This is a genomic window from Streptomyces sp. NPDC042100, assembly GCF_055582325.1.
On sequence record NZ_JBVJDK010000010.1, the window covers coordinates 173,474 to 192,890 of the forward strand.

Genomic DNA, 19,417 nt, shown 5'->3' on the forward strand with positions numbered 1-19,417 from the left:
CGGCTCAGGCGAACGCGATGTTGTAGATACCCGCGGCGATGGCTCCACCGATCAGCGGACCGGCGACGGGGATCCAGGCGTAGCTCCAGTCGGAGCCGCCCTTGTTCGGGAGCGGGAGCAGGGCGTGCACGATGCGCGGGCCGAGGTCACGGGCCGGGTTGATCGCGTAGCCGGTCGGACCGCCGAGCGAGAGGCCGATGGAGACGACGACGAAGGCGGTGATCAGGGCGCCGATCACGCCGAGGCCCTTGCCGCTGTCGTTGAGGCCCTGGGTGAGCACGGCGAGGACCAGCACGACGGTGCCGATGATCTCGGTGGCCAGGTTCTGCCAGGTGTTGCGGATCTCGGGGCCGGTGGAGAAGATCCCGAGCACCGGACCGGCGCCGGGGGCGGCCTTCTGGTCGACCATGCCCTCCTCGTGCGGGGTCGCGACGAGCTCGGGGTCGGTCAGGTGGGCCCGGAACTGCCCGTAGTAGGCGATCCAGACGAGTGCCGCACCGATCATCGCGCCCAGGAGCTGCCCGGCGAGGTAGACGGGGACGTTGCCCCAGTCCCCGTCCTTGATCGCGATACCGACCGTCACGGCGGGGTTCAGATGGGCCCCGGAGAGGGAAGCGGTCATGTACACGGCCGTCATGACGGCGAAGCCCCACCCGAAGGTGATCGCGAGCCAGCCCGCGCCGCGGGCCTTGGAGCTCTTGAGCGTGACGGCGGCGCAGACACCGCCGCCGAGCAGAATGAGTACGGCGGTACCGATGGTCTCGCCGATGAAGATGTCGGAGCTGGACACCCGCGACTCCTTTGTCCTTCGTCCAGGGGAAGGCGAACCCCGGGTCCCTCCGGTGGTCCGCGCCCTCGTGGTGAGGGCGTTGCCGGCCCTTGGCACTGTCACACCCTAGCGCGTATTGCCGGTAGCTGTTCGACAATGCCGACCGATGAACGGAAGTTTTGCGCCAGGGTTAACAGCGCGTCAAGGGTTGCGGGTGCGAAAAACCCGCCGATAACGCGATCGTTACCGACGGGTTCAGTCGTGTTCGGACGTAGATGGCCGCCCGTCGCCGTGGGGTCAGAAGCGGCCCGCCCCGAGGTCCCGGGAGACCGCCCGCGCGCAGTCCCGCACCGCCGCGACCAGCTCGGAGCGCAGCTCGCCCGAGGCGCACACCCGCTCCACCGCGCCCGTGATGGCCACCGCGCCCACCGGCATCCGGCGCCGGTCGTGGATCGGCGCGGCCACCGAGGCCACGCCCTCCCAGGTCTCCTCCACGTCCGCCGCCCAGCCGCGCGCCCGGGTCAGGTCCAGCAGCGACTCGAAGTCCGCCAGCGCGGTCACCGTCCGGGGCGTGAACGGCTCCCGCGCGACCTCCACCGCCTCGCTGTGCGCCACCGGGTCGTACGCCGACAGCACCTTGCCCAGGGCCGTGGAGTGCAGCGGCTGCATGGCCCCCACCTCCAGCACCTGGCGGCTGTCGTCGGGCCGGAAGACGTGGTGGACGATCAGCACGCCCTGCTGGTGCAGCACGCCCAGGTGGACGCTCTCGCCGCTGGAGCGGGCCAGGTCGTCCGTCCAGACCAGCGCCCGCGCGCGCAGCTCGTGCACGTCCAGATAGCTGTTGCCGAGGCGCAGCAGCTCGGCGCCCAGCTGGTAGCGGCCGGAGGCCGGGTCCTGCTCCACGAAGCCCTCGGCCTGGAGGGTGCGCAGGATGCCGTGCGCCGTGCCCTTGGCGAGCCCGAGGGAGGAGGCGATGTCGGACAGGCCGAGCCGGCGCTCGCCGCCCGCGAGCAGTCGCAGCATCGCCGCCGCCCGTTCAAGCGACTGGATGTTCTTCGCCATCGCCCGGCCTTTCTCCTCACATACTGTTCGACAATGCTGAACACTATCGGTCGATGCCGACCTCGCGTCACATAAGACAGTGTCGTGCACGACGAGGCGGACCGGGAGTCCTCGCACACAGGATGCAGTCCAGCTTGTGGAACCCGATGTCCACCCCGGCACCGGCGCGGTTAGTCTGACCCCGTGCGTTCTCCACCGGGAGCGCAAAGCCGACAGCCGTCGCATCCCAGGGAGCTTCATCCATGGCCTCGTCGCCGACCTCCGCCGCCGCCCCCGCGACCGCCGCCGAGCGGGCCGACGCCCTCCGCGAGGCCTTCGCCTCCCGGGTCGTCGTCTCCGACGGCGCGATGGGCACCATGCTCCAGGCCCAGGACCCTTCCCTGGAGGACTTCCAGCAGCTCGAAGGCTGTAACGAGATCCTCAACGTCTCCCGCCCGGACATCGTCCGCTCGGTCCACGACGCCTATCTCTCCGTCGGCACCGACTGCGTCGGCACCAACACCTTCAACTGCAACTTCTCCGCGCTCGGCGAGTACGACATCGCCCACCGCATCCACGAGCTCTCCGAGTCCGGCGCCCGGATCGCCCGCGAGGCCGCCGACGAGTTCACCCGGACCACCGGGCAGCAGCGCTGGGTGCTCGGCTCCATGGGCCCCGGCACCAAGCTGCCCACCCTGGGCCACGTCGACTACGTCACGATCCGCGACGCCTACCAGCGGAACGCCGAGGGCCTGCTCGCCGGCGGCGCCGACGCGCTGCTCGTCGAGACCACCCAGGACCTGCTCCAGACCAAGGCCTCGATCATCGCCGCCCACCGGGCCATGGACGTCGCCGGCTACCGGGTCCCGCTCATCACCTCGGTCACCGTCGAGACCACCGGCACCATGCTGCTCGGCTCCGAGATCGGCGCCGCGCTCACGGCTCTGGAGCCGCTCGGCATCGACATGATCGGCATGAACTGCGCCACCGGCCCCGCCGAGATGAGCGAGCACCTGCGCTACCTCGCCCGGCACGCCGGGATCGCCCTCTCCTGTATGCCGAACGCCGGTCTCCCCGTCCTCACCAAGGACGGCGCCTACTACCCGCTGTCGCCCGCCGAGCTGGCCGACGCCCACGAGAACTTCGTCGGCGACTACGGCCTCAGCCTGGTCGGCGGCTGCTGCGGCACCACCCCCGAGCACCTGCGCCAGGTCGTCGAGCGGGTCCGCGGGCTGGTCCCGCCGGTCCGCGAGCCGCGCCCCGAGCCGGGTGCCGCCTCGCTCTACCAGACCGTCCCGTTCCGCCAGGACACCTCGTACATGGCGATCGGCGAGCGCACCAACGCCAACGGCTCGAAGAAGTTCCGCGAGGCGATGCTGGAGGCCCGCTGGGACGACTGCGTCGAGATGGCCCGCGACCAGATCCGCGAGGGCGCGCACATGCTCGACCTCTGCGTCGACTACGTGGGCCGCGACGGCGTCGCCGACATGGCCGAGCTGGCCGGCCGCTTCGCCACCGCCTCCACCCTGCCGATCGTCCTCGACTCCACCGAGGTCGGGGTCATCCGCGCCGGTCTGGAGAAGCTGGGCGGCCGCGCCGTCATCAACTCGGTCAACTACGAGGACGGCGACGGCCCCGAGTCCCGCTTCGCCCAGGTCACCCGGCTCGCCCGGGAGCACGGCGCCGCGCTGATCGCCCTCACCATCGACGAGGAGGGCCAGGCCCGCAGCGTCGAGCACAAGGTCGCCATCGCCGAGCGCCTGATCGACGACCTGACGGGCAACTGGGGCATCCTCGAGTCCGACATCCTCATCGACACCCTGACCTTCACCATCTGCACCGGTCAGGAGGAGTCCCGCAAGGACGGCATCGCGACCATCGAGGCGATCCGCGAGCTGAAGCGGCTGCACCCGGACGTCCAGACGACCCTGGGCCTGTCCAACATCTCCTTCGGCCTCAACCCGGCCGCCCGCATCCTGCTGAACTCGGTCTTCCTCGACGAGTGCGTGAAGGCGGGCCTGGACTCGGCGATCGTGCACGCCTCGAAGATCCTCCCGATCGCCCGCTTCGACGAGGAGCAGGTCACCACCGCCCTCGACCTGATCTACGACCGGCGTGCCGAGGGCTACGACCCGCTGCAGAAGCTGATGGCGCTCTTCGAGGGTGCCACCACCAAGTCGCTCAAGGCCGGCAAGGCCGAGGAGCTGCTGGCGCTGCCGCTGGAGGAGCGCCTGAAGCGCCGGATCATCGACGGCGAGAAGAACGGCCTGGAGGCCGACCTGGACGCGGCGCTCGAAGAGCGGCCCGCCCTGGAGATCGTCAACGAGATCCTGCTCGACGGCATGAAGACCGTGGGCGAGCTCTTCGGCTCCGGCCAGATGCAGCTCCCGTTCGTGCTCCAGTCCGCCGAGGTCATGAAGAACGCGGTGGCCTACCTGGAGCCGCACATGGAGAAGTCGGACGCCGAGGGCAAGGGCACCATCGTCCTCGCGACCGTCCGGGGCGACGTCCACGACATCGGCAAGAACCTCGTCGACATCATCCTGTCCAACAACGGCTACAACGTCGTCAACATCGGCATCAAGCAGCCGGTCTCCGCGATCCTGGAGGCCGCCGAAGAGCACAGCGCCGACGTCATCGGCATGTCCGGCCTCCTCGTGAAGTCCACCGTGATCATGAAGGAGAACCTGGAGGAGCTGAACCAGCGCGAGCTGGCGGCCAAGTACCCGGTGATCCTCGGCGGCGCCGCGCTCACCCGCGCGTACGTCGAGCAGGACCTGCACGAGGTCTACCAGGGCGAGGTCCGCTACGCCCGCGACGCCTTCGAGGGCCTGCGCCTGATGGACGCCCTCATCGCGGTCAAGCGCGGGGTGCCCGGCGCGACCCTGCCGGAGCTCAAGCAGCGCCGGGTCGCCAAGGGCACCGCCGCCCTCCAGGTCGACGAGCCGGAGCCGGGCGGCCGGTCCGACGTGGCCGTCGACAACCCCGTACCGACGCCGCCGTTCTGGGGCACCCGGGTCGTCAAGGGCATCCAGCTCAAGGAGTACGCGAGCTGGCTCGACGAGGGCGCGCTCTTCAAGGGCCAGTGGGGCCTCAAGCAGAACCGGACCGGCGACGGCCCGACGTACGAGGAGCTGGTGGAGAGCGAGGGCCGGCCCCGGCTGCGCGGCTGGCTGGAGCGCCTGCACACGGAGAACCTGCTGGAGGCCGCCGTCGTGCACGGCTACTTCCCCTGCGTCTCCAAGGGCGACGACCTGATCATCCTCGACGACTCCGGCAACGAGCGGACCCGCTTCACCTTCCCGCGCCAGCGCCGTGGCCGCCGCCTGTGCCTGGCCGACTTCTTCCGCCCGGAGGAGTCCGGCGAGACCGACGTGGTCGGCCTCCAGGTCGTCACCGTCGGCTCGCGGATCGGCGAGGCCACGGCCAAGCTCTTCGCCTCCGACTCCTACCGCGACTACCTGGAGCTGCACGGCCTGTCCGTGCAGCTGGCCGAGGCGCTCGCCGAGTACTGGCACGCCCGGGTCCGCGCCGAGCTCGGCTTCGGCGGGGAGGACCCGGCGGACGTCGAGGACATGTTCGCCCTCAAGTACCGAGGTGCCCGCTTCTCGCTGGGCTACGGCGCCTGCCCGGACCTGGAGGACCGGGCGAAGATCGCCGAGCTCCTGGAGCCCGAGCGGATCGGGGTGCACCTCTCCGAGGAGTTCCAGCTCCACCCGGAGCAGTCCACGGACGCGATCGTGCTGCACCACCCGGAGGCGAAGTACTTCAACGCCCGGTGACCGGTGCGGGGGTAAATCCCTGCGTCCGGAGTGAGTGAGACGTACACTGGTCGGTCCAGTGCAGAGGCCGGTCGCCCTACCCCCGTACCGGGGTGGGCGGCCGGCCTTCTCGTCTCCCGATGGAGGTGTCCGGATGACCAGTACGGTCCCCGCGTCCCTGTTCCGTGCCAACGGCAGCTCCGCCCTGCAGGCGGTCTTCCTCGACATGGACGGCACCCTCGTCGACACGGAGGGCTTCTGGTGGGACGCGGAGGTGGAGGTCTTCGCGGACCTCGGGCACCGGCTCGACACCGCCTGGAAGGAGATCGTCGTCGGCGGCCCGATGACCCGCAGCGCGGGCTACCTCATCGAGGCGACCGGCGCCGACATCACCCTGGAGGAGCTCTCCGTCCTGCTGAACGAGAAGTTCGAGCGGCGCATCGGCCAGGGCGTGCCGCTGATGCCGGGTGCCGAGCGGCTGCTCGCGGAGCTGGGCAGGCATGGCATTCCGGCCGCGCTGGTCTCCGCCTCGCACCGCCGGATCATCGACAAGGTGCTGCACTCGCTGGGCCGCGACCGCTTCGCGCTGACCGTGGCGGGCGACGAGGTCGGCCGGACGAAGCCGCACCCGGAGCCGTATCTGACCGCCGCCGCCGGGGTGGGCGCCGAGCCCGGGCTGTGCGCCGTCATCGAGGACACCGCGACCGGTGTGGCCGCGGCCGAGGCGGCCGGCTGCCGGGTCGTGGCGGTGCCCTCCGTCGCCCCGATCGCGCCCTCCGCGGGCCGGGTCGTGGTGCGCTCGCTGGAGGAGGTCGACGTGCCCTTCCTTCGTACCCTGATCGCCTCTCCGGCGACCTCCTGACGCTCTCCGGGGCCCGGTTCCCTGGCCCCGGATCTGAGCTTTATTTGAGGTTCAATGTCCGAAAAGGGCCCTGCGTGACCTTGGTCACGCAGAGTGCCGACGGGTGGGTCGTTCTCGGCCGGGCCGTGTCCGGAACATGACGATTCCCGTGCGCCCATGTGTCCCGTTTCGATCGGTCACGCACGAAACATGCCGCCGCATGATTATCGATGCCGCCGCATTCATGATCACTGTGCGGTGATCGCGGCGCCCTCCGGCGTCCTCCGGCGGCAGCCCGGCGCACTAATCTCCTACGAGTACTCCGCCGCACCCTCCGCGTGCCCCGGCGCCCACCCGAGCCGCCGCGCACGCAGGACCGATCGCATCCCTTCCCGGCCCGATCGCCGCCGCCCCGACCGGGCGGCCCGGCGGAGCGAACGATGCCGCTGTACCCAGTGCCGGCCGTCACCCGGGGCCGGATGAGGAGAACGTCCCTGATGAACCGCAAGACCCTGGTGCTGCCGCTCACGGCCGCACTGCTCACCCCCCTGCTCGCCGCCTGTGGTGGAGGGGACAAGAGCGGAGCCATCGTCGTGGGCACCACGGACCAGTTCGTCGCGACCGAGGACGCGCCCGCCCCGCTCGACCCGGCGTTCGCCTACGACACCGGTGCCTGGAACGTCCTGCGGCAGACCGTCCAGACGCTCATGCACGTCCCGCGCGGCAGCGGCCAGCCGGTCCCCGAGGCGGCCGAGAGCTGCGGCTTCTCCGACAAGCAGAGCGAGAGCTTCCGCTGCAAGCTCCGCGAGGGCCTCAGCTTCGCCGACGGCACCGCGATCACCGCCGAGGACGTCAAGTTCTCCATCGACCGCGTGATCGCCATCAAGTCCGACAACGGCACCGCCGCCCTGCTCTCCAACATCGACACCGTCGAGACCCAGGGCGACCGCGAGATCGTCTTCCACCTGAAGACGCCCGACGCGACCTTCCCGTACAAGCTCTCCACCCCCGTCGCCGGCATCCTCAGCAAGGCCAAGTACGACGGCAGGCGGCTGCGCGAGGGCTTCGACGTCGACGGCTCCGGCCCGTACACGATGAAGGCCGAGCGCGACGGCGACACCGTCACGAAGTTCGTCTTCACCAAGAACCCGAAGTACAAGGGCGACATCACCCTGCGCAACGACAAGGTCGAGCTGCGCCCCTTCGAGGACGCCTCCCGCATGGACACCGCGCTGGAGAAGGCCGACATCGACATGATGGCCCGCACCATGTCGCAGTCGCAGATCAAGGACCTCACCGAGAAGCCGAAGGACGGCATCGACCTCACCGAGGTCCCCGGCCTGGAGATCCGCTACCTCGCCTTCAACACCAAGGCCCCCTCGGTCGGCGACAAGGCCGTCCGGCAGGCCATGGCCTCCGTCATCGACCGAGGTGCCCTGGTCAGCGAGGTCTACGGACCCACCGCGCAGCCGCTGTACTCGCTGATCCCCTCCAGCATCACCGGGCACTCCACCTCGTTCATCGACACGTACGGCGAGCCGGACAAGGCCAAGGCCGCCAAGATCCTGCGCGACGCGGACGTCAAGACGCCCGTCAAGATCACCCTGCACTACACCACCGACCACTACGGCGCCGAGACCGCCAAGGAGTTCGAGGCCCTGCGCGGCCAGCTGAACGCCACCGGCCTCTTCGACACGCAGATCCAGGGCACCGAGTGGTCCCGGTTCCGCCCGGCCCAGAAGCGCGGCGACTACGCCGTCTACGGCCTCGGCTGGTTCCCCGACTACCCGGACCCGGACAACTACGTCGCCCCGTTCCTCGACAGCGACAACTTCCTCAACACCCCCTACGTCAACCAGTCCGTCCGTGACCGGCTGATCCCGCAGTCGCGCCGCCAGGCCGACCGCACCGCCGCGGCCCCCGTCTTCGAGCAGATCCAGGAGATCGTCGCCAAGGACGTCCCCGTCCTGCCGCTGTGGCAGGGCAAGCAGTACGTCGCCGCGCGCGACGACGTCACCGGCGTCGAGTGGGCGCTGAACACCTCCTCCGACCTGCTCCTGTGGGAGCTCGGCCGCGGCACCGCCTGACCCCTTCGTTGTACCGGCCGCGCAGCCGTTGCGCGGCCGGCCTGGCAAGAGATCAAGAGGGCAAGTTCTGTGAAGGCACACAACAAGTGGCTGACGGCCCCGCTCGCCGCGGGGCTCGCCGCCGCGATGCTCAGCGGCTGCGGCACCGAACAGGGCGGCGGCACCGGCGGCTCCGGGGACTCCGTCCGCGTCGGCATGTCGGACGAGATCCTGGCGACCGACCCCGCCGCCGGCTACGACCCCGGCTCCTGGCTGCTGTTCAACAACGTCTTCCAGTCCCTGCTCGCCTTCCCCAAGGGCGGCTCCGAACCCGAGCCCGACGCCGCCGACAAGTGCGGCTTCGCCGCCGGCAGCAGGGTCTACACCTGCACCCTGCGCGAGGGCCTGAAGTTCTCCAACGGCAACCCGCTCACCTCCGAGGACGTCAAGTTCTCCTTCGAGCGCGCCCTGAAGATCGACGACCCCTCCGGCCCGGCGCCGCTGCTCTCGACCATCGACACCATCGAGACCCCCGACGAGCGGACCGTCGTCTTCAAGCTCAAGGTCCCGGACGCCACCTTCCCGAGCAAGATCGCCTCCGGCGCCGGCTCCATCGTCGACCACCGCGAGTACGCCGACGGCTCGCTGCGGACCGACGGCAAGGCCATCGGCTCCGGCCCGTACAGGCTCGACTCGATCAGCGACACCGAGGCCGTCTTCTCCGTCAACCCCGGCTACCACGGCGAGGCCAAGGCCAAGAACGACGGCGTCACCCTCAAGCTCTTCCGAGGCGACCGCGCCGCCCTCTCCAAGGCGCTCGCCGCCAACGAGATCGACGTCGCCTACCGGGGCCTCGCCGCCGCCGACATCGCCGCCCTCGAAACCTCCGAGACCACGGACGACAAGGGCATCGAGATCGTCCAGGGCAGCAGCGCCGAGGTCCACCACCTCGTCTTCAACGTCAAGGACCCGGTCGTCGGCAAGCTCGCCGTCCGCAAGGCCATCGCCCACCTCGTCGACCGCGAGGCGCTTGTCCAGGACGTCTACAAGTCGACCGCCACCCCGCTCTACTCGATCGTCCCGGCGGGCATCGCGAGCCACAACACCGCCTTCTTCGACACCTACGGCAGCCCCGACAAGGCCAAGGCCGAGAAGGCCCTGCGCGCCGACGGCGTCAAGGGCAAGGTCAAGCTCACCCTCTGGTCCACCCCCAGCCGCTTCGGCCCCGCCACCGACCAGGAGCTCAAGGCGATAGCCGGGCAGCTCAACGCCAGCGGCCTCTTCGACACCGACGTCAAGTCCGTCGAGTACGAGCAGTACGAGAAGGACATCGCCGCCGGCAAGTACGGCGTCTACGTCAAGGGCTGGGTCCCCGACTACCCCGACGCCGACAACTTCACCGCGCCCTTCTTCGGCAAGGACAACGTCCTCGGCAACCACTACGAGAACGCCGCCGTCACCGGCACCCTCATCCCGAAGACCGCCGCCGCGGCGGACCGCTCCGCCACCGCCCAGGACTTCGGCAAGATCCAGGACATCGTCGCCGACGAGCTCCCCATGCTCCCGCTCTGGCAGGGCAAGCAGTACGCCGTCGTCCGCGACAACGTCACCGGCCTGGAGTGGACCCTGGACGCCTCCACCGTCTTCCGCTTCTGGGAGATCAAGAAGAACTGACACCCGAACGGCGAGGGGCCCGGCACGCGTCAGGCGCGCCGGGCCCCTCCGCGTACCCCGCCGGGAGATCCGGGAGATCCGGGAGATCCGGGAATCCGGGGGACGCGTGCGGGAAGCGCTACTGCGCCCCGGGACGCACCAGACCGCTCTCGTACGCGTACACCGCCGCCTGCACCCGGTCGCGCAGCCCCAGCTTCGTCAGCACATGGCCCACATGGGTCTTCACCGTCGTCTCGCTCACGAACAGGTCCGCCGCGATCTCCGCGTTCGACAGACCGCGGGCCACCAGCTTCAGCACCTCGACCTCGCGGTCGGTCAGCGTGTTCAGCGTGTCCGGGACCTGCTCCTCGCCCGAGGGAAGATGCGCCGAGTACTTGTCGAGGAGCCGGCGCGTGATCGACGGCGCCAGCATCGCCTCGCCCGCCGCGACCACCCGGATCGCCTGCACCAGCTCCGTCGCCGGGGCGTCCTTCAGCAGGAAGCCGCTGGCCCCCGCCCGCAGCGCCTCCACCACGTACTCGTCCAGGTCGAAGGTCGTCAGCACCAGCACCTTCGCCGGCCCGTCACGGCCCGGACCGGTGATCTGCCGGGTCGCCTCCACCCCGTCCATCCGCGGCATCCGGATGTCCATCAGCACCACGTCCGGCTGCAGCGCCCGCACCTGGTCCAGCGCCTGCAGACCGTCACCGGCCTCACCGACCACCGCGATGTCCTGCTCCGCCTCCAGGATCATCCGGAAACCGGTGCGCAGCAGGGGCTGGTCGTCGACCAGGAGGACGCGGATGGCCACGAGGGAACTCCTTCACGGGACGGGCGGGACACGGCCCATTCTGCCCTGAGCCGCTACCCGGCCTCACCAGGTGCCTCCGGCGCCGCCGCACGCGCCGGGACCACCGGCAGCGGATACACCGGGGGAGTGCCGCCGAACTCCGGACACACCGCCTGGTGATCGCACCAGCCGCACAGCTTCGTCGGCCGAGGCCGCCAGTCGCCCGACTCCGTCGCCAGCCGGATCGCCTCCCACAGCGCGAGCAGCTTGCGCTCCACCCGCAGCAGATCCGCCTCCACCGGGTCGTACGTCAGCACGTCACCGCTGCCCAGATAGACCAGCTGGAGCCGGCGCGGCACCACCCGCTTCAGCCGCCAGATCACCAGCGCGTAGAACTTCATCTGGAACAGCGCGCCCTCGCTGTACTCCGGCCGCGGCGCCTTGCCCGTCTTGTAGTCGACGATCCGCACCTCGCCCGTCGGCGCCACGTCCACCCGGTCGATCACCCCGCGCAGCCGCAGCCCCGACTCCAGCTCCGTCTCCACGAACATCTCGCGCTCGACCGGCTCAAGACGCGTCGGGTCCTCCAGCGTGAACCAGCGCTCGACCAGCGCCTCCGCCTCCGTCAGCCAGCGCGCCAGCCGCTCGCCCCCCGGATCCTCCGCGAACAGCCCCGCCAGCTCGGGCCGGGAGCCCAGCAGCCGGTCCCACTGCCCCGGGACCAGCGCCTTGGCCCGCGGCGCCGTCCGCTCCACCGCCGGCGCGTCGAAGAGCCGCTCCAGCACCGCGTGCACCAGCGTCCCGCGCGTCGCCGCCTCGCTCGGCTTCTCCGGCAGCCGGTCGATCACCCGGAACCGGTACAGCAGGGGACACTGCATGAAGTCGCTCGCCCGCGACGGCGACAACGACGTGGGCGTCCGGGGCTCCGCCGGCGCCTGCTCGCTCGTACTCATGACTCAGACCCTACGACCCGCCACCGACAGCGAGCGGAATACCATCGACTCAGGCCCCCGTCGCGCTGCATGATCGATCCGTGACCGAGTGACGCGGGCCACGCAGCTCGGCGACGAAAGGAACCCGTGAACCAGGACGAGTCCAAGCCGCAGCGGACCGAGGAGCCGGGCGGCGGCATCCTCATGGGCCGGCCCTTCGGCGTGCCCGTCTACGTCGCGCCCAGCTGGTTCCTGGTCGCCGCCCTCATCACCTGGGTCTTCGGCGACCAGATCGAACGCGTCCTGCCCGAGCTCGGCGCAGCCCGCTACCTGGTCTCGCTGTTCTTCGCGATCGCCTTCTACGCCTCCGTGCTCGTCCACGAGCTCGCCCACACCCTCGCCGCGCTCCGCTTCAAGCTCCCCGTGCGCCGCATCCAGCTCCAGTTCTTCGGCGGCGTCTCCGAGATCGAGAAGGAGACCGAGACCCCCGGCCGCGAATTCCTCCTCGCCTTCGTCGGCCCGCTGCTCTCCCTCGTCCTCGCCGGGATCTTCTACCTCAGCCTCTACGCCGTCGAACCCGGCACCGTCCCCGGCGTCCTCCTCGGCGGCCTGATGATCTCCAACCTGATCGTCGCCGTCTTCAACCTGCTGCCCGGCCTCCCCCTCGACGGCGGCCGGATGCTCCGCGCGGTCGTCTGGAAGCTCACCGGCAACGCCATGACCGGCACCGTCGCCGCCGCCTGGATCGGCCGCGCCCTCGCCGTCACCGTCCTCATCGGCCTCCCGCTGCTCACCCGCACCGGCGCGCTCGGCAACTCCACCGAGGACATCTCCGGCTTCACCACCGTCACCGACGCCCTGCTCGCCGCCATCCTCGCCGCGATCATCTGGACCGGCGCCGGCAACAGCCTGCGCATGGCCCGGCTCCGCGAACACCTCCCCGACCTGGGCGCCCGCGCCCTCACCCGGCGCGCCGTCCCCGTCGAGTCCGCCACCCCCCTCTCCGAGGCCCTGCGCCGCGCCAACGAGGCCGGCGCCCGCGCGCTCGTCGTCGTCGACGGCCACGGCACCCCGACCGCCCTCGTCCGCGAGAGCGCCATCGCCGGCGTCCCCCAGCACCGCCGCCCCTGGGTCGCCGTCAGCGCCCTCGCCCAGGACCTCACCGAGGGCATGAAGGTCCCCGCCGAACTGGCCGGCCAGCCGCTCCTCGACCACCTGCGCGCCAGCCCCGCCACCGAGTACCTCGTCGTCGAGGACGGCGGCCAGATCTACGGCGTGCTCTCCACCGCCGACGTCGAGAAGGCCTTCGTCAAGGCCATGGCACGACCCTCCTCGTAACCCCGGTACTCTGTTCACATGTCCGAACCGACCGGTGCCGCCCGCCGACGCGGGCCCTTCAAGGTCGGGGACCAGGTTCAGCTGACCGACCCCAAGGGCCGTCACTACACGTTCACGCTCGAAGAGGGAAAGAACTTCCACACCCACAAGGGTTCCTTCCCGCACGACGAACTGATCGGCGCCCCCGAGGGCAGCGTTGTCCGTACCACCGGAAACGTCGCCTACCTCGCGCTGCGCCCCCTGCTCCCCGACTACGTCCTGTCCATGCCCCGCGGCGCCGCCGTGGTCTACCCCAAGGACGCGGGGCAGATCCTGGCCTTCGCCGACATCTTCCCCGGCGCGCGTGTCGTCGAGGCCGGTGTGGGCTCCGGCTCGCTCAGCTCCTTCCTGCTGCGCGCCATCGGCGACAGCGGGATGCTGCACTCCTACGAGCGCCGCGAGGACTTCGCCGAGATCGCCAAGGGCAACGTCGAGCGCTACTTCGGCGGCCCGCACCCCGCGTGGCAGCTGACCGTCGGCGACCTCCAGGACAACCTGTCCGACACCGAGGTCGACCGCGTCATCCTCGACATGCTGGCCCCCTGGGAGTGCCTGGAGGCCGTCTCCAAGGCCCTCGTGCCCGGCGGCATCCTGTGCTGCTACGTGGCCACCACCACGCAGCTCGCCCGCACCGTGGAGTCCATCCGCGAGTTCGGCTGCTACGCCGAGCCGCAGCCCTGGGAGTCCATGATCCGCAACTGGCACGTCGAGGGCCTGGCCGTGCGCCCCGATCACCGCATGATCGGCCACACCGGCTTCCTCGTCACCGCCCGCCGCCTGGCGGACGGCGTCGAGCCCCCGATGCGCCGCCGCCGTCCCTCCAAGGGCGCCTACGGCGAGGACTACGACGGCCCCAACAAGGGCTGACACCTCCGAACGCAGGCGTGCCGCCGCCGACTTCCCGCCCCCGGGCACGGAAGTCGGCGGCGGCACCTTCATGTTCGCGCCTCCCGGTCCGGTGCCCCGAGCCCGGCCCGCCCGCACGGCCCCGGCCCGTCCCACCCCGTCTGCCCCCGTCCGACCCCGGCTGTTCCGCCCTCCTGTGACGTGTGGCACGATGCCCGCAACTCCTTTCGCGCCGCCCTCACAGGAGACTTCTCGCGTGCAGCCCTCCGCCGTCCCGGACCTCGCGCACACCCGCGCCCGTCCGGTGCACTGGCTGGCCACCGCCACCGCGATGGCCGGAGTCGTCGCCCTCGCCGGACTGCTCCAGCCCGGCCCCGCCGGAGCCATCGCGGCCCCCGCCCCCAGACCCGCCCCGGACGCCACCACGGCGCACTTCCCCCTGGAGTGCGGGGGAGGTCCCAGCACGATCGCCCAGCGGGCCACCGGGGACCTCGACGGGGACGGGAACCCCGAGACCGTCGCAGTCGTACACTGCGAAGCCGGCTCCGGAACGCCGCCCAGCGGCATCTACGTACTGACCCACGGCAAGGGCGCCGGCACCCCCGCCGCACGCGTCGTCGCCACCCTGGTGGAGCCCGCGCAGCTCAAGACCGTCAGCGCCTTCGCCGTACGCGACGGAGTCGTACGCGCCACCCTGCTCGGCTACTCGTCACCCGACGTCCCGAGCTGCTGCCCCGACCAGAGCGAGGACGTGACCTGGCGCTGGAAGGGCGGAGTCTTCGTACGGGGCACCCAGGGGGAGCCCCGCGCGGCCTGAACCGCCGCCCCGCGCGGGACGGCGCCCCGGCCTCAGCGCGCCGTCACCCGGCGTCGGGGCCGTACACCTCGACGCCGTCCGCGACCCGCCGCACATGAATGCAGTCGCCCGGGCACTCCTTCGCGGAGTCCACGACATCGATCAGCAGCGGCAGCGGCACGGGGGTCGTCGCCCCCGGCTCCTGGAGCAGCTCGTCATCCGCGCTCTTCACATAAGCGAGCCCGTCGATGTCCAGCTCGAAGACCTCGGGCGCGTACTGCACGCAGATCCCGTCCCCGGTGCACAGGTCCTGGTCGATCCAGACCTCCAGCGCCTCGTCGGCGGCCGTGGCCGGGGCCTCGTGCTGCACGGTCATATCTCCTGCCGTTTCTGCGTCGCGCGGCCGGGCCGCGGGTAAGTCCGGCCAAGCCCGACGGGTGTTGACCACCCACGACGATACAACCGCCCGCTTTTGCATTGTCCGGCGGTGGGTATTCCCCTGGCGTGAGGGGAAGCGCAAGGGTGAAGATCGGACACACCCCGGAGTCTTTTTGATCTAGGGGTTTCAATCATCACCCACCCAGGTAGGGTCAGGAAGCGTCCAGCTCCCCTTGGAGGAGGTGAGGACCGTGGCAGCCCACGACGACGACATCAACCGCGGCATCCGGCCGGGGCGGGGGTCTGAGGACCCCGCCGGCCAGGTTGCCTATCTCGAGCAGGAAATCGCCGTCCTGCGCCGCAAGCTCGCCGACTCTCCGCGACACACGAGGATTCTCGAGGAGCGGATCGTCGAGCTGCAGACGAACCTGGCCGGTGTGTCCGCGCAGAACGAGCGGCTCGCCCATACGCTCCGCGAGGCCCGCGACCAGATCGTGGCCCTCAAGGAGGAGGTCGACCGGCTCGCACAGCCGCCGGCCGGCTTCGGTGTCTTCCTGCAGGCCAATGAGGACGGCACGTGCGACATCTTCACCGGGGGCCGCAAGCTCCGGGTGAACGTGAGCCCCGGCGTCGAGCTCGACGAGCTCAAGCGGGGCCAGGAAGTCATGCTCAACGAGGCGCTCAACGTGGTCGAGGCCATGGAATTCGAGCGCGCCGGCGACATCGTCACCCTCAAGGAGATCCTCGAGGACGGCGAGCGCGCGCTGGTCGTCGGGCACACCGACGAGGAGCGGGTGGTCCGGCTCGCCGAACCGCTCCTCGACATCACCATCCGCCCCGGCGACGCCCTGCTCCTGGAACCCAGGTCGGGCTACGTCTACGAGGTGGTCCCGAAGAGCGAGGTCGAGGAGCTCGTCCTCGAAGAGGTCCCGGACGTCGACTACGACAAGATCGGCGGCCTGGGCAACCAGATCGAGCTGATCCGCGACGCGGTCGAGCTGCCCTACCTCTACCCCGACCTCTTCAAGGAGCACGAGCTGCGGCCCCCGAAGGGCATCCTGCTCTACGGCCCGCCCGGCTGCGGCAAGACGCTGATCGCGAAGGCCGTCGCCAACTCCCTCGCCAAGAAGGTCGCCGAGGTGACCGGCCAGCCCGCGGGGAAGTCCTACTTCCTCAACATCAAGGGCCCCGAGCTCCTCAACAAGTACGTCGGCGAGACCGAGCGGCACATCCGCCTCGTCTTCCAGCGTGCCCGGGAGAAGGCGAGCGAGGGCACCCCCGTCATCGTCTTCTTCGACGAGATGGAATCCCTCTTCCGCACCCGCGGATCCGGTGTCAGCTCGGACGTGGAGAACACCATCGTCCCGCAGCTGCTCGCCGAGATCGACGGCGTGGAGGGCCTGGAGAACGTCATCGTCATCGGCGCCTCCAACCGCGAGGACATGATCGACCCCGCGATCCTGCGGCCCGGCCGGCTCGACGTGAAGATCAAGATCGAGCGTCCGGACGCGGAGGCGGCCAAGGACATCTTCGCCAAGTACCTGACCGCCACCCTCCCGCTGCACGCCGACGACCTCTCCGAGCACAGCGGCTCGAAGGCGGCGGCCGCCCACGCGATGATCCAGTCCGTGGTCGAGCAGATGTACGCGGAAAGCGAGGAGAACCGCTTCCTCGAGGTCACGTACGCCAACGGCGACAAGGAAGTCCTGTACTTCAAGGACTTCAACTCCGGCGCGATGATCCAGAACATCGTGGACCGGGCCAAGAAGATGGCCATCAAGGCCTTCCTCGACCACGACCAGAAGGGCATCCGCGTCTCCCACCTCCTCCAGGCCTGCGTGGACGAGTTCAAGGAGAACGAGGACCTGCCCAACACCACCAACCCCGACGACTGGGCCCGGATCTCCGGCAAGAAGGGCGAGCGGATCGTCTTCATCCGCACCCTCGTCACCGGAAAGCAGGGCGCGGACACCGGCCGCTCCATCGACACGGTGGCGAACACCGGTCAGTACCTGTAGGAACACGCACCGGCTGCGGGTGTCCGGAACCGGACGTCCGCAGCCGGTGCGTTCCACTCACCGAACCGCTTCTGATCTCCCCGTACACACGAGGCCGCTCCAGGCCCGTGGGTTCCGCCGTGACACGCATCCCGCGCAGCGCGGCGCCGGGCAAGGAGGGCCGCATGACCGTACGGCGAGTAATGGGCATCGAGACGGAGTACGGGATCTCCGTCCCCGGGCACCCCAACGCCAATGCCATGCTCACCTCGTCCCAGATCGTCAACGCCTACGCGGCGGCGATGCACCGGGCGCGGCGCGCCCGCTGGGACTTCGAGGAGGAGAACCCGCTGCGGGACGCCCGCGGCTTCGACCTCGCCCGCGAGGCCGCCGACTCCAGCCAGCTCACCGACGAGGACATCGGCCTCGCCAACGTCATCCTGACCAACGGCGCGCGGCTCTACGTGGACCACGCCCACCCCGAGTACAGCTCCCCCGAGGTCACCAACCCGCGCGACGCCGTGCTCTGGGACAAGGCCGGCGAGCGGATCATGGCCGAGGCCGCCGCGCGGGCCGCCCAGCTCCCCGGCGCCCAGCCGATCCACCTCTACAAGAACAACACCGACAACAAGGGCGCGTCCTACGGCACGCACGAGAACTACCTGATGAAGCGGGAGACCCCCTTCTCGGACATCGTGCGCCACCTGACGCCCTTCTTCGTCTCCCGCCAGGTCGTCACCGGCGCCGGGCGCGTCGGCATCGGCCAGGACGGGCGGGAGGACGGCTTCCAGATCAGCCAGCGGGCGGACTACTTCGAGGTCGAGGTCGGCCTGGAGACCACCCTCAAGCGCCCCATCATCAACACCCGCGACGAGCCGCACGCGGACGCGGAGCGCTACCGCCGCCTCCACGTGATCATCGGCGACGCCAACCTCTCCGAGATCTCGACCTACCTCAAGCTGGGCACCACGGCGCTGGTCCTCTCGATGATCGAGGACAACTTCATCACCGTCGACCTCGCCGTCGACCAGCCCGTGCGCACCCTCCACCACGTCTCGCACGACCCGACGCTCCAGTACCTGGTCACGCTCCGCAGCGGCCGGACGCTCACCGCGGTGCAGCTGCAGATGGAGTACTTCGAGCTCGCGCGCAAGTACGTGGAGGAGCGGTACGGGGCGGACGCCGACGAGCAGACCAAGGACGTCCTGGTCCGCTGGGAGGACACGCTCAACCGGCTGGAGAACGACCCGATGAGCCTGGCCGGCGAGCTGGACTGGATCGCCAAGCGGGAGCTCATGGAGGGCTACCGCCGTCGCGACGGCCTGGACTGGGACGCGGCCCGGCTGCACCTGGTGGACCTCCAGTACGCCGACGTGCGCGCCGAGAAGGGCCTCTACAACCGTCTGGTGGCCCGCGGACGCATGAAGCGCCTGCTGGACGAGCCCACGGTGGAGCGGGCGGAGACGAGCCCTCCCGAGGACACCAGGGCCTACTTCCGAGGGCGCTGTCTGGACCAGTACGCGGACGACGTGGCCGCCGCCTCCTGGGACTCGGTCATCTTCGACCTGCCCGGCCGGGACTCCCTCCAGCGGGTCCCGACCCTGGAACCCCTGCGGGGTACCAAGGAGCACGTGAAGGACCTCCTGGACCGCTGCCGCACGGCGGAGGAACTGGTCCGGGTGCTCTCCGGCGGCTGAGCGGCGCCCGGGAATTCCCGGATTCCCGGACGCGGCTGAAATGCCCGGGGACTGGGAATCATGGGAACAGTGCCCGGACGTTCTAGAAACTGCGGGGCCGATGTCAGTCCCGGCTTGTAGGGTCTGATCTTGTAGGGATCCGAACGAGCGGGCCGATTCGAGCGGGGTGAGGTTTATGGCGACCAAGGACACCGGCGGCGGACAGCAGAAGGCGACGCGTTCCACCGAGGAGGTCGAGGAGACCACCACGGAGGCGAGTTCCGACCTCAAGGAACGCCAGGAGAAGCTGAGCGACGACGTCGACTCGGTACTGGACGAAATCGACGACGTCCTGGAAGAGAACGCCGAGGACTTCGTGCGATCCTTCGTTCAAAAGGGCGGCCAGTAGCCTTCGGATCGAAGGCCGGGGGACCAGGGCGCCGGGAATGCGTCGCCGCTTACGCGTCCGAAGCGAGACGGTTACGCCGGCAGGG

15 protein-coding genes are annotated in these 19,417 nt (G+C 70.1%); 10 read left to right on the forward strand and 5 right to left on the reverse strand.

The features are described 5' to 3' along the window. Window positions 1-4: 4 nt before the first annotated feature. Both ACZ6J5_RS23425 and ACZ6J5_RS23430 read right to left on the reverse strand, forming a co-directional pair. The gene (locus ACZ6J5_RS23425; protein WP_469394493.1) at window positions 5-790 is read right to left on the reverse strand and encodes an MIP/aquaporin family protein; all 786 of its coding nucleotides are present in this window, start codon (window positions 788-790) and stop codon (window positions 5-7) included. A gap of 276 nt (window positions 791-1,066) precedes the next feature. Continuing rightward, window positions 1,067-1,831, reverse strand: coding sequence for an IclR family transcriptional regulator (locus ACZ6J5_RS23430; protein ID WP_469394495.1), 765 nt, complete (start codon window positions 1,829-1,831; stop codon window positions 1,067-1,069). A 242-nt stretch (window positions 1,832-2,073) separates the two neighbouring features. Between ACZ6J5_RS23430 and metH the strand changes: the two genes are divergently transcribed. From metH to ACZ6J5_RS23450, 4 genes are all read left to right on the forward strand, one after another. Beyond that, window positions 2,074-5,592 carry a methionine synthase gene (metH, locus tag ACZ6J5_RS23435; RefSeq protein ID WP_469394497.1) on the forward strand — a complete coding sequence of 1,173 codons (3,519 nt, stop codon included), beginning with the start codon at window positions 2,074-2,076 and terminating at the stop codon, window positions 5,590-5,592. Between the two features lie 133 nt (window positions 5,593-5,725). Then, the gene (locus ACZ6J5_RS23440; protein ID WP_469394499.1) at window positions 5,726-6,433 is read left to right on the forward strand and encodes an HAD family hydrolase; all 708 of its coding nucleotides are present in this window, start codon (window positions 5,726-5,728) and stop codon (window positions 6,431-6,433) included. Between the two features lie 476 nt (window positions 6,434-6,909). Beyond that, a complete protein-coding gene (locus ACZ6J5_RS23445; protein WP_469394501.1) occupies window positions 6,910-8,499 on the forward strand; it encodes an ABC transporter substrate-binding protein in 1,590 nt (529 codons plus the stop codon). 69 nt (window positions 8,500-8,568) lie between these two features. Beyond that, window positions 8,569-10,152 carry an ABC transporter substrate-binding protein gene (locus tag ACZ6J5_RS23450; protein ID WP_469394503.1) on the forward strand — a complete coding sequence of 528 codons (1,584 nt, stop codon included), beginning with the start codon at window positions 8,569-8,571 and terminating at the stop codon, window positions 10,150-10,152. Window positions 10,153-10,270: 118 nt separating this feature from the next. On the opposite strand, the gene ACZ6J5_RS23455 is transcribed toward ACZ6J5_RS23450, so the two are convergent. Both ACZ6J5_RS23455 and ACZ6J5_RS23460 read right to left on the reverse strand, forming a co-directional pair. Beyond that, entirely contained in the window at window positions 10,271-10,942 is a 672-nt protein-coding gene (locus ACZ6J5_RS23455; protein WP_132914643.1) for a response regulator, read from the reverse strand. Between the two features lie 53 nt (window positions 10,943-10,995). Then, on the reverse strand, window positions 10,996-11,874 hold the full coding sequence (locus ACZ6J5_RS23460) for a RecB family exonuclease (RefSeq protein ID WP_469394505.1): 879 nt from the start codon (window positions 11,872-11,874) through the stop codon (window positions 10,996-10,998). A 183-nt stretch (window positions 11,875-12,057) separates the two neighbouring features. Here ACZ6J5_RS23460 and ACZ6J5_RS23465 point away from each other — a divergent pair, with 183 nt between their 5' ends. From ACZ6J5_RS23465 to ACZ6J5_RS23475, 3 genes are all read left to right on the forward strand, one after another. Then, window positions 12,058-13,191 carry a site-2 protease family protein gene (locus ACZ6J5_RS23465; RefSeq protein WP_469394745.1) on the forward strand — a complete coding sequence of 378 codons (1,134 nt, stop codon included), beginning with the start codon at window positions 12,058-12,060 and terminating at the stop codon, window positions 13,189-13,191. A gap of 18 nt (window positions 13,192-13,209) precedes the next feature. Beyond that, complete coding sequence (locus ACZ6J5_RS23470; RefSeq protein ID WP_351661952.1) at window positions 13,210-14,097, forward strand: tRNA (adenine-N1)-methyltransferase; 888 nt, start codon at window positions 13,210-13,212, stop codon at window positions 14,095-14,097. 235 nt (window positions 14,098-14,332) lie between these two features. Next, window positions 14,333-14,893 (forward strand): hypothetical protein, encoded by a 561-nt coding sequence (locus ACZ6J5_RS23475; protein ID WP_469394508.1) that lies wholly within the window; start codon window positions 14,333-14,335, stop codon window positions 14,891-14,893. Between the two features lie 43 nt (window positions 14,894-14,936). On the opposite strand, the gene ACZ6J5_RS23480 is transcribed toward ACZ6J5_RS23475, so the two are convergent. Next, window positions 14,937-15,248, reverse strand: a complete 312-nt coding sequence (locus ACZ6J5_RS23480) for a ferredoxin (protein ID WP_469394510.1) — start codon at window positions 15,246-15,248, stop codon at window positions 14,937-14,939. 253 nt (window positions 15,249-15,501) lie between these two features. Here ACZ6J5_RS23480 and arc point away from each other — a divergent pair, with 253 nt between their 5' ends. From arc to ACZ6J5_RS23495, 3 genes are all read left to right on the forward strand, one after another. Next, on the forward strand, window positions 15,502-17,268 hold the full coding sequence (arc, locus tag ACZ6J5_RS23485) for a proteasome ATPase (protein ID WP_469394512.1): 1,767 nt from the start codon (window positions 15,502-15,504) through the stop codon (window positions 17,266-17,268). 164 nt (window positions 17,269-17,432) lie between these two features. Then, window positions 17,433-18,944, forward strand: a complete 1,512-nt coding sequence (gene dop, locus ACZ6J5_RS23490) for a depupylase/deamidase Dop (protein ID WP_469394514.1) — start codon at window positions 17,433-17,435, stop codon at window positions 18,942-18,944. 175 nt (window positions 18,945-19,119) lie between these two features. Beyond that, a complete protein-coding gene (locus ACZ6J5_RS23495; RefSeq protein ID WP_030494396.1) occupies window positions 19,120-19,332 on the forward strand; it encodes a ubiquitin-like protein Pup in 213 nt (70 codons plus the stop codon). Window positions 19,333-19,417: the final 85 nt, after the last annotated feature.